The organism is Nitrosomonas sp. Nm51 (assembly GCF_900111165.1).
Taxonomy (GTDB): Bacteria; Pseudomonadota; Gammaproteobacteria; order Burkholderiales; family Nitrosomonadaceae; genus Nitrosomonas.
The window spans coordinates 1-10,782 of sequence record NZ_FOGH01000069.1 but is presented as its reverse complement, the minus strand read 5'-3'; the positions used below and the strand labels follow the sequence as shown (position 1 = coordinate 10,782).

At 40.9% G+C, this 10,782-nt stretch carries 11 protein-coding genes and 3 pseudogenes; 7 read left to right on the top strand and 7 right to left on the bottom strand.

Features of this window, described 5'->3' with window-relative positions:
• Together BMY60_RS13915 and BMY60_RS13910 are read left to right on the top strand one after the other, a co-directional pair.
• Positions 1 to 315 (top strand): transposase (locus BMY60_RS13915; protein ID WP_143057459.1); only part of this gene is annotated, 315 nt, incomplete at its 5' end.
• A 34-nt stretch (positions 316 to 349) separates the two neighbouring features.
• Positions 350 to 2,140 (top strand): AAA family ATPase, encoded by a 1,791-nt coding sequence (locus tag BMY60_RS13910; RefSeq protein ID WP_090334440.1) that lies wholly within the window; start codon positions 350 to 352, stop codon positions 2,138 to 2,140.
• A gap of 84 nt (positions 2,141 to 2,224) precedes the next feature.
• Here the strand turns inward: BMY60_RS13910 and BMY60_RS13905 are convergent, their stop codons facing one another.
• On the bottom strand, positions 2,225 to 2,752 hold the full coding sequence (locus tag BMY60_RS13905) for a DUF2141 domain-containing protein (protein ID WP_090334439.1): 528 nt from the start codon (positions 2,750 to 2,752) through the stop codon (positions 2,225 to 2,227).
• A gap of 335 nt (positions 2,753 to 3,087) precedes the next feature.
• On the opposite strand from BMY60_RS13905, the gene BMY60_RS13900 reads away from it, so the two are divergent.
• From BMY60_RS13900 to BMY60_RS16785, 3 genes and pseudogenes are all read left to right on the top strand, one after another.
• Positions 3,088 to 3,336, top strand: a complete 249-nt coding sequence (locus tag BMY60_RS13900) for a hypothetical protein (protein ID WP_143057458.1) — start codon at positions 3,088 to 3,090, stop codon at positions 3,334 to 3,336.
• 88 nt (positions 3,337 to 3,424) lie between these two features.
• Positions 3,425 to 3,706 carry a transposase gene (locus tag BMY60_RS13895; RefSeq protein WP_090334435.1) on the top strand — a complete coding sequence of 94 codons (282 nt, stop codon included), beginning with the start codon at positions 3,425 to 3,427 and terminating at the stop codon, positions 3,704 to 3,706.
• Between the two features lie 20 nt (positions 3,707 to 3,726).
• Positions 3,727 to 3,933: pseudogene (locus BMY60_RS16785) on the top strand (IS3 family transposase); the annotation flags it as partial.
• 18 nt (positions 3,934 to 3,951) lie between these two features.
• Here the strand turns inward: BMY60_RS16785 and BMY60_RS16410 are convergent.
• A complete protein-coding gene (locus tag BMY60_RS16410; protein ID WP_256250863.1) occupies positions 3,952 to 4,110 on the bottom strand; it encodes a hypothetical protein in 159 nt (52 codons plus the stop codon).
• Positions 4,111 to 4,356: 246 nt separating this feature from the next.
• Here BMY60_RS16410 and BMY60_RS13885 point away from each other — a divergent pair, with 246 nt between their 5' ends.
• Positions 4,357 to 7,527, top strand: coding sequence for a metallophosphoesterase family protein (locus BMY60_RS13885; protein WP_090334432.1), 3,171 nt, complete (start codon positions 4,357 to 4,359; stop codon positions 7,525 to 7,527).
• Positions 7,528 to 7,759: 232 nt separating this feature from the next.
• Here BMY60_RS13885 and BMY60_RS16780 read toward each other — a convergent pair.
• The 4 genes and pseudogenes from BMY60_RS16780 to BMY60_RS13870 form a co-directional block, all read right to left on the bottom strand.
• Positions 7,760 to 7,933, bottom strand: a pseudogene (locus tag BMY60_RS16780) (transcriptional regulator); the annotation flags it as partial.
• A gap of 279 nt (positions 7,934 to 8,212) precedes the next feature.
• The gene (locus BMY60_RS16775) at positions 8,213 to 8,347 is read right to left on the bottom strand and encodes a type II toxin-antitoxin system RelE/ParE family toxin (RefSeq protein WP_143057460.1); all 135 of its coding nucleotides are present in this window, start codon (positions 8,345 to 8,347) and stop codon (positions 8,213 to 8,215) included.
• Positions 8,344 to 8,718: a helix-turn-helix domain-containing protein gene (locus BMY60_RS13875; RefSeq protein WP_090334431.1), complete on the bottom strand. Its 375-nt coding sequence runs from the start codon at positions 8,716 to 8,718 to the stop codon at positions 8,344 to 8,346. Before BMY60_RS13875 ends, BMY60_RS16775 begins: the two co-directional genes overlap by 4 nt.
• A 16-nt stretch (positions 8,719 to 8,734) precedes the next feature.
• A complete protein-coding gene (locus BMY60_RS13870; RefSeq protein ID WP_090334429.1) occupies positions 8,735 to 9,037 on the bottom strand; it encodes a type II toxin-antitoxin system HigB family toxin in 303 nt (100 codons plus the stop codon).
• Positions 9,038 to 9,252: 215 nt separating this feature from the next.
• Here BMY60_RS13870 and istA point away from each other — a divergent pair.
• A pseudogene (gene istA, locus BMY60_RS13865) lies at positions 9,253 to 10,144 on the top strand (IS21 family transposase); the annotation flags it as partial.
• Between the two features lie 33 nt (positions 10,145 to 10,177).
• Here the strand turns inward: istA and BMY60_RS13860 are convergent.
• Entirely contained in the window at positions 10,178 to 10,525 is a 348-nt protein-coding gene (locus BMY60_RS13860) for a hypothetical protein (protein ID WP_143057456.1), read from the bottom strand.
• Between the last annotated feature and the right edge of the window lie 257 nt (positions 10,526 to 10,782).

Here is a 10,782-nt window from a genome sequence, read left to right as displayed (position 1 = left end):
CACCTGTCACCTGATCAATACGTGCGAAGTGATGCACTGTCTTCTTTAGCCGAAATCGGCAAAACACAGAATCATACCGCACGCGTGACCCCGCCTGACAAAGCTGGTGAGTGGCTGCCATGGGTGCATATCGCCATTGGCAACCTTAAGGCATTCTTGCTGGGAACATATCACGGAGTGTCATCAGGTTACTTGCAAGAATATCTCAATGAGTTTTGCTACCGTTTTAACCGGCGAGCATGGGAAGCTGAATTACCTTCCCGTCTTCTAAATGCGTGTTTGTGTCATACTCAAATTAAACTGAAAATAGTTTAGAGGCATACAAATTAATGACTATAGCAAGAGTATTATGATGCGAATAACTGATAGAGACAATTCTTCTAAAAACAAATCAATTCAAATTTTACTGTTGATATTTTTTTGCAGTACCTTTTTTTCAGTGCAGGATTGCAAGGCGGATACCAGTGACAAGTCACGATCTGTCTATGGCGAAATAGCACAGTATACCGCGGCCGGATTCCCTTTGCCCCGGAAAAAACCTTCGATCAAACCGTCTGCGGTTGAGAAACTGTCTGAAGATGAATCAGTTTACAGTAAACTCAATGCCATCATAGATGCAATCAGCGCGCTGGAAGAAGAACTCGAGGCAAAATCGGATTTGTTGAATAAAGCCAAAACCGAGAAGGGAAAAACAACGATTCTGAATGAAATTGACGAAATCAATCGATTAATCAAGGAACAGGAAAATACCTTCGAATTGATCCAGACAGGTGGTCTTGATCTGGCCAAGATTGAAGACTCGGATGATAAGGCATTTGATTGGCAGAAAAATCTGCTTGAGATTTTACAACCGGTCATGAATGAGTTGCATGCGTATACGGAGGACAAGCGAAAAGTACTTGAACTTCAAAATAAGATTGCCTTTTATCAATCCCAGATTGACAATAGCAGAAAAGCGCTGAAGAAAATGACGCGTGTTGATCGCGATGCGCTTGAACAAAAGGCATTAAACAGATTTCTGCTGGTTAAGAAAAAATGGGAGAATCTTCTGGAAGACAGCAAGCATCAATTGGATGCTGCAAAGATTCAATTGGACGGCATGCGCCTTCTGGAGCAGGAAGAGGCAGTATCGTTCGGAGATCAGCTGGAACAGTTTGCGTTGGGGCGGGGTGCGACTATTCTGATGGCATTGCTGGCATCTCTGTTTGTGTTTTTAATACTTACCATGCTGTGGAAAGGTATTCTATGGTTGAGTATGCGAAAACAGAATGGAAAAATGTCTTATGCGCAGCGTATCGCCAATCTCGTTTACCGCGCAATAACCGTTTTTTTTTCAATCATAACTGTTTTTATTGTGCTGGATCTGCGAGGCGATCAGGTATTGGTTGCCGTGGCGGTATTGCTGCTCATTATCCTGATTTGGGCGCTTAAAAATTCTGTGCCCCGCTATATCAAAGAATTGCAGACCATGCTGAATGCAGGCCCGGTAAGAGAAGGGGAGCGCATTATATATCATGGTGTACCCATGAAAATTGAGCGGCTGAATTTTTTTAGCAGACTGACAAATCCGGCTATGCCGGGCGTTAATTTGAGATTGCCGTTATCGGAGTTGAATAATTATGTGTCGCGTCCTCATAAAGATGACGAGCCATGGTTTCCCTGTAAACAAGGCGATTTTGTTTTGCTTGCGGATGGCAGGTGCCTTAAGGTCAGGCATATAACGCCTGAATATGTGCAGCTCTCCCTGCGTAACGATTCAATGGCTGAAATCTATTCGATACAGGATTTTATGGATGCCTGTCCAAAGAACTTGTCCTCCGGGTTTATTATCACCAGTACTATAGGAATAGACTATCAATATCAGCAGAAAAGTACGACGGATATTCCTGGAGTTTTTCAGGAAGGCATCCTAAACAGGATGCAACATGAGAACTACGGCCAGACAATCAGAGATATTTCCGTATTTTTTGAACAGGCGAATTCATCCTCGCTGGATTTTAAAATTATCGGTACGTTTGATAGTGCGGCAGCGCCGGATTACTATATGATCAAACGCGATTTGCAACGATTTGCAGTCGATGTCTGCAACCGGCAGCAATGGACGATTCCGTTCAACCAGCTGGTAGTGCATCAGCAGTGACTGGTTTGATGTAAGCCTGTTTCGCCATTGCACTATGGGTCTGGATTCCGGGAAATGAATGCGCCTGCTGTTGCGTCGGCCTGTTCAGGGCTGCCGGAGTTCAATGGTAATATCAGCGCCGGATTCGTCGGTCGTAAACGCCGATTCACTGAATTCTGGAAAACCGAAGCGCGGTTCAGGGTTATTTGACAATCCAAACGGCTCTTTGGGCATCATATTCCATTTTTTGTCAAGCTTGCGGTTGCCGTCAATATCATGGTAGCTGGCAACGGCGTAGGTGCCTTGTTTCTCAAGATTAAAGCAGACTTTATGCTGGCCTTCAGTTGCCGGAATCCGAATACGTTTCGTACGGCCTTTTTTGTACAAAAAATTATCAGGATCGTGATACAGCTCAACACTGAGAATACCGCCTGCACCGACACCGTTCACAGTTACTCTGACTTGAGCGATGTCCGGATTACATGAATCCGGCGCTTCATAGGGACGAATGTCCAGTTTCTCCTTGGCTGTCACAGGCAGTGTCAGTAACAGATAAAACATGAAGGTGGAAGCCAACCCAAGTCCGGCGCGTATGATGAATCGAAAAGATACTTTTAGTTGACTGTCATTCATTTTCTCGTCGCCCCTAGAAGAGCAAATATATAATATTTCAAAAATACCACAAAATATACACAGCAAGAAATATCCGCGCTGAAATTCACGCTGAGGTCCGCGCTGGTATTTGTTGAATAAACCTATTTTCAGTTAGGCCTACAAAAATTGGTGCAAGCATAGTAGTGTCAAGGTTTTCGGATTAAGAATAGGAGTCACCCAATGGGTGAAATGGAGTTTGAGCAAAGAGAGCTGGTAAAAGCAGTTAATCTCGCTGTACATGAGATGAATCAAAGTGCAAAGGAATTTCGTTTATCAACGCCTAAATGCTAAAAAATGAGCCGGGATAGTGGACAGTGACGAACACTTCTACTAGGCTATTCGCAAAATCAGGGGTTGGCGGGTCTCACCTGTGGCTGCGGGTGATGGCGGCCGCAGTGATGATATTGACCGGCTGCAGCACTACATTCAGGCATGCGCAACTTCCTCAGAATGGCCAGGCGCGAATACCGGAAATCCAGATTGACCCGGCTACGGGTGTCAGTTCGCTTGAATTGAGCGTCCTGATTTACAACGTGGCCGGCCTGCCCTGGCCGATAGGTTGAGGTGGTCCCATGAAATTGGATACTGAATGACAATATTAAGGAGTTATTTTCTGTATGATTATTTTTATAAACAAAAGGAGTACAGAAAATGAGCAAGAAACGCAGAAATCATTCACCGGAATTTAAATCAAAAGTTGCATTGGCGGCGATCAAGGGTGATCAGTCGCTGACTGAGCTGTCACAGCAATATGGCATCAACAGTAATCTGATTGTGAAATGGAAGAAGCAGCTGATTGAGAACAGCGGCGAAGTGTTTGCTTCAGGTAACGGGTTGGCGCCGGATAGAGAATCAGAGATTCAGTCTTTGCAAGCGAAGATTGGTCAATTGACCATGGAGAATGATTTTTTATCCAAAGCGCTCGGTCGCTAGACCGGGCGCGGAGAAAGAAGATGATTCAGAAGGCACATAAGTTACCCAGAACGTGCCGCTGTGAATTATTGGGTATACCGAGATCAAGCAGTTACTATCAGTCGCGACCGGTGTCTGGAGAAGATCAGGCGCTGATGCGATTGATTGACCGTATTCACATGGATAAACCTTTTTTGGGTTCTCGGCGTATTGTCGACGCACTGACGGAGCACGGGCACAAAACAGACCGTAAACGTGTACAATGTCTAATGCGGCTCATGGGCATACAAGCAATCCATCCTGGGCCAAAGACTTCGAAGCGCCATCCGTTTTTTCTTTTCCGTCGATACGATATTTAATCCGCCAGACTGTGCCGCCGCGACGGGGGGAATCGAACCTTGGTCTTTAATAAAAGAATCAATCATATACTTCTTACCTACGCAAAGTTTGTGTCATTCTTGTGTATTTTTGCAAAATTCTGAAAGATTTATAGACAATCAGTCTAAATCTAATTGACAAAGCTTTCAAGGATAATGTCCGAATGGTATATGAAGAAAACAAAGAAAAACCATCTTGTAAGTTTTCGTTTTAATATATATGTTCGTGTCCCCGTATTAATTAAATTGAGGTAAGAAAAGTTATTATCTCCCTGAGCTTCTAAATACTTACTTATGCGAAAGAAATTGACTTGGTTACACGTTTCAGATATTCACTTTTGTCCGAAAACAGAATGGCGTGATAGCACTTCAAGAGTGGCCCTTCTTGATTATCTCCAAAATATCTTTTCTAGTGATGAGTCACTGCGTCCTGACCTTATTTTCTGCACTGGCGATATTGCGTATGGTGAATTATCTCAAGATGTAACTTTATCTATGCAATATGAGCAGGCGAAAGAATTTTTCAACAAGTTACTTTTGGTTTGTGGGGTAAACAACAAACCATTGCCTACCGAACGTTTATTTATAGTTCCGGGGAATCATGATGTTAATCGTTATAAAATCAATACAGATACCCAAGACACACTTAATGGTTGGGCAGAAAACCCGGAAAAACATGTATCAAAGATTAATCAACGCTTTCAAGATTGCTCTATAGAATTCATAGAAAACATTAAGAGACTTGATGAATATGTAAACTTTGTTAAAGAATACTTACCTCATCAGCATGATGACAGTGGTCGCGTACATTACACCAATATTTCCGAGATAAATGGTTTGAAAGTAGGAATTGCTGGATTTAATTCCGCGTGGACTTGCTCAGGTTCAAAAGATGATCGCAAGATTTGGTTGGCAGGACTCTGGCAATTTAATTCAGCAAATGAGAAGCTTAGAGGTGCGGATATCAAAATCGGCTTAATACATCATCCTACTGATTGGTTTAATTCTGCGGAACGCAAGCTAGTCTCTCAACGAGCAGTAAGTGATTTTGATTTTTTTCTTCATGGCCATAATCACAATGCTTGGGTTACGCCAATTCAAAGTCATATTATTATTGCAGCAGGTGCAGTTACGGCAAATACTAGTGATGAGTTTGGGATAAACATAGTGTCACTGGATTTTGATGAGTCAAAAGGAATTGCGCACCTTCATAGTAAAAAGCTAGAAAGCTCTGGTTGGACGCTCGCGCCAATTGATACATTTGCGAATAATGGGGAATGGTTATTTCAATTACCCGAAAGTTTGCGCAGTAAATTTTGTTCGCAAGTTTTAGATGTAGAAAAATCTGATGAAGTGTCGCATCAAGAAAAAAGTGATAATAAGAAATTTGTTAACCGCTTTTTCGAAAGAAGATTAAACGAAGCGTTAAAATCATTTTCCTCACAACCAAAAGTATGGATCGAACCTAAGCTCTATACAAAATCAGAAATTGCAATCGACGCTAAATCTGAGCATGAAATTAATTTAAAAGATTTTATTGATAACCCAAAGTCAACAATTATTAAAGCACCTCCTCAATATGGTTTAACTTGTTTAGCTCATTTTCTTATTAAAGAAGCATGGGGAAATGAGAGCTCGGCTTTATGGTTGTATTTGGATTCGAAAGATTTAAAACCACATAACTCATCGATTAAACAAGCAATCACTGAAGAATTAAGTAATTATGAGGGTGTTGAGAATGACATTAAGTGTGTAATTCTGGATTCCTGGTCAACATTGGAAAAAGATTCACATAAGCTTTTGAACAAACTATGCGAACATTTTAAAGATATACCTATAATCTGTATGCATCAGGTTGATAGTGACCTATTCGGCCAAATAGGGGATGAAAAATATGCTAGGGAACTTGAAACACTTTATCTTTGGGCTTTAAGAAAGGAAGTAATACGACAAATTGTTAATGATTATAATGAAGAAAAGCAAATCGGTGATGAGGATGAAGTGACAACTAGACTTGCTTCAGATCTGGAAGTTCTCAATTTACATCGTACGCCACTGAATTGCTTGACCTTATTAAAAGTTTTTGAGATTGATTTTGATGAAAGCCCTATTAATCGTTCAGAGATTCTACAGAGAGTATTGTTTCTATTATTCAATGCTGATGATATTCCAACGTATAAATCCAAGCCAGATTTAAAAGATTGTGAATATGTTTTAGGATATTTTTGTGAGCTGTTAATTAAAAGTGAAATCTACACATTCACAAGAGAATATTTCTTAACGGAGATTCTTAAATGTTGTCGCGAAGGACTATTAGACCTTGATGTGCACGTAGTATTTGAAGTCCTTAATAACAATAATATCTTGATTAAAAGGGGTGATACATTCAATTTTAAGTTTGCTTATTGGTTTTATTATTTTGCTGCGCGACGAATGTATCATGATGAAGATTTTGCGAATTTCATGCTTGAAGGGAAGCGGTATGTTCAATACCCTGAACTTATTGAGTTCTATACAGGAATTGATCGAAAGCGAGAAGATGCGTTAAAAGTTCTTTTAAAAGACATGCAGGAGTGTAATCTGAGTGTCAAAGAAAGATGTGGGCTGCCATCTGACATGAATCCTTATAAATTTGCAAAATGGGAATCTTCAAATGAAACAATCGAACAAATGCACGCCGAAATCACAAACGGAGTTTTGGATTCAAACCTTCCTGCTGAAATAAAAGACCAATATTCTGATCGAGATTACGATCCAGCTAAGCCATATAAACAAGATATTAAGAGTGTTCTATTTGAATATTCGTTTATTAATATGATGCAAACTATGCGAGCTGGAGCTAGAGCATTAAGAAATAGTGACTATGCTTCACCGGCTATTAAGCGTGCAATGCTAGGTGAAATTTTACATTGCTGGGAAATATCTTCTAGAGTTATTTTCATAATCTTGCCGTTATTAGCGAAGGAAGGACATGCAATTTATGATGAAACTAGATTCGTTCTTAGTAGCGATTTTGGTGACACTCCAGAGGAAAGGTTTTTTAATCTCTTGATGGCAATCCCGAGTATTATTGTGAATTGGAGTAAAGATGATTTGTTTTCAAAAAAAATGGGCCCATTACTAATTGATCAATTACACAATAAAGAGATTGATGAATTAAGTAAACATGAATTGATATTGGTTTTAATTAAGCAAAGACCTAGAGATTGGAGTAAACAAATTCAGGACTATATAACTATTTGTGGAAAAAACTCATTCTATTTAATGGATATATATCGACATTTGCGTATCCAATATCGTTACGGTTATGCGATACCTTCCACACTTAAAGACATTGAATATTTAATAAAAATGACACTGACAAAGCATATAACTGGAAATAAAAATCCTGGGAAAGTAACAATTAGAAAGACTTTTAATAAAAATAAGTTTAAGAACGATATTATTCCAAAAAGAGAAGTGTAAGTTGTTTTGTCGCACCATAAGTAGGGATTCACCGACTATGTTCCATAATAATCATGTTTTACCCTCAGGTGACTGTGCCTTTCCTGTGTCTTAGATATAGTAATTTCATCTATTGGCCTAAAAGGTCTGGCCTAAATTGTATCAAATCTGTTTGTTAACCAAATTGTCGGCTTGAATTTTAGGGACGCAGGGTCTAATTAGATTTATAGTCTCTACATGATTTCTATAGTATTCAAGCCACTTTAAAATCAATTGGCTCGAGATTGTCAGTGTTAACGGTTTGCCGTGCTTTCCATAGATCATATAGATCTTGCATTAATAGCCAACTTTCAGGTGACCGGTCAAGTACTTTGGAGAGCTTGATAGTTATCTCTGGAGAAATTTCTGAAACACCGTTGATCAAACGATTAAAAGTGCCAACGGCTACACTCTAAAAGATTTCCGTTCAGCGCAACGCTGCGCGTTGGATAAAAACATTGATTCGATACGGCTTTATCAAACCAGATCAAGTTTGAAAATGCCAATTCTGAAATGACCTTGGCTGGTCAGGATGTTGCTCGCCTGATTAGCGGTTTCTTTCACGTTAAGCGTTTAGCTACCTGATTGCCAGAAATATCATCAAACGGATCAATATACGTTCTTCTAATCAGTTCACCTGGTTGTGGTGGGTTATGTTGCTGAATAGTCATAGTGATTCCTCATAATTAACTATATATGCATCACCGTCTTTGAAACGGAAAACGATACGCCGGTTTCTGTTTTCATCAATGGCCCAGTGCTCTTTCAACTTACCGTTTAGTTCGTGTACTAAGTTGTTTATGCCGGGTGCGTTTCAATAGGTTGCTTTATCAGAGATTCAGCAGGAATACCCAACTCACGATGCAGTTTACGGATCATTGTAAGCGTCAGTGATCGTTTACGGTTTAATACTTCATAAACGCGGTTGCTTTTTCCGATCATCGGTTCAAGGTCTTTGACGGTTAGGCCTTTCTGTTCCATTTCAAACTTAATGGCTTCAATGGGATCGGGTAGATCAAGCGGAAAATGTTTGTATTCATAGGCTTCAATCAGTGTTACCAGAATATCCAGTTTTTCACCTTCGGGCGTATTTGGTTCGGCTGACATCAATAGCTCAACTTCTTTTAATGCTGCGCGGTAGTCGGCGTCAGTTTTGATCGGTTTGATTTCCATGTTTAGTACCTGTGTATTAAATAGTCTGTGCGTCAATCTGGTCATACTGGGCGTGTGTGCCTATAAAACGGATATACACGACACCATAAGCATAGTTGATCCATACGATAATCCGGTATTTATTGCCTGCCATATTAAAAACAGTTCTGCCGTCTTTGAGAATACTGGCACTTCTGAAATCCGCTTTAACTTCTGCGGGTGATTTCCAGTCATCCTTTAATACATGCCTGTACCATGCAAGCGTGGGCTGAATCGCATCAGTGAAAGATGGGTCATTCTCCCAGAATGCTTTCAAGGTCGACAGCGCTATAACTCTCATAAACGAAATGATAGTCCCATTATGGGACTTTAGCAACTATTGCAACTATTTTGATTGCGGAATTCACCGTCCGTAAACCTTGATAATCATGCTCCAATCCTTATGCCCTGTTGACACCGGTCGAAAATTGACCAGAAAAGGCTAGTTGTACCGGTTGAAAATTGACCAGGTAATTCACGTATCCTGCCTAAATTTTAAGCAGGAGAAATTAAGAGGTGATTACCATGGTTATGTATGCAAAGATACGGCGGATGTTTTACCGTGAACATCTGTCGATTAATGAGATTCAACGACGCACAAGTCTGTCGCGGAACACAATAAAAAAGTGGTTGAAAGCGCCAAGTGACAGCGCAGTGAAATATCACAGAGCGAAGAAGCCCGGCAAGCTGACACCGTTTGAGTCTCGATTGTTATTGGCGCTGGAAGCGGATGCTCGCCGCCCCAGGAAAGACCGGCGCACTGCCAGGATGCTGTTCCAGGAAATCAGAAAGGATGGCTATGTTGGCGGTTATACAATTGTTTGTGACTTTGTTCGCAACTGGCGCAATCAAGGCGGGCAGAGTAAAACGGCGTATGTACCGCTGAAGTTTACGTTGGGTGAAGCCTTTCAGTTTGACTGGAGTGAAGAATGGCTGGTGATCGGCGGCATCCAGCGTAAAGTGTTGGCTGCACATACCAAACTATGTGCCAGTCGTGCCTTCATGTTGTCGGGCTATCCGTCACAAAGTCACGAAATGCTGTTCGATGCGCATACCCGTGCATTTACAGCTTTTGGCGGCGTGCCGCAACGCGGCATTTACGACAACATGAAGACGGCTGTGGACAAGGTGTCCAAAGGTAACGGGCGTGTGGTAAATACGCGCTTCTTCGCGATGACGGCACATTACCTGTTCGATCCTGATTTCTGCAATGTAGCTTCCGGCTGGGAGAAAGGTGTCGTCGAGAAGAATGTCCAGGATATGCGCCGCCGCGCGCTGTGGTCGGAAATTCAACATCCTGATTATGTCGGCTTACCCTTGCCGATGCGCTTGAGCAGGAACAGCTGTACTGATGCCAATGCCAGCATCGTTCGATGGTTATATCGAAGTATTGGCACGTGTATCCACCGTGTAAAATTATTCGTGTTGGTGGCGTGGGCTGTTATACGATTTTCATGATAAAGAGCACTATACAAAGAATCATTAGACTGATTCCGAAAACCGCAAAGCTATCAGCTAAAGTGCTATGTCGCCAACCCGGAAACCAAGCGTTTATATTGCCGTTTATGTTCGGATCTCTAAATTTATAGTGTGCTATTTTGCCGCCGATACCAAAAAGCACCATTCCAAAAAAGCCAATAGACAAATATTTTCCCAGTTCATTGCCACTATACATTGCTATAATTGAAATAACGAAGGGTGCACCTGAGATTGCAAGCAAAATATCAGGCCAAGTCTTTAGCGTTATATTTTTAAATGGATTATTTTCTATTGACTGTGTCGGGCACAAAATACCGATTTTTTAAAATGATATCGTCCATAAAAGGGGATACTTTATAAATGAGCTAAAGGAGCAGACTCGATTGGGTTTCGCGAGAATGATACTTCTTTGGTTTGTATTCTATGTTAAGTGATGTTCCTTGTGCACTAAGCCACTTTAAAATTAATGGGTTCTAGTATTTCGATTCATTAAATTATTTACAAATTAAACGATTTCGAGATTGAATTTCTTCCAGCGGTAAACGACAGGAGTAGAATTAATTTCCT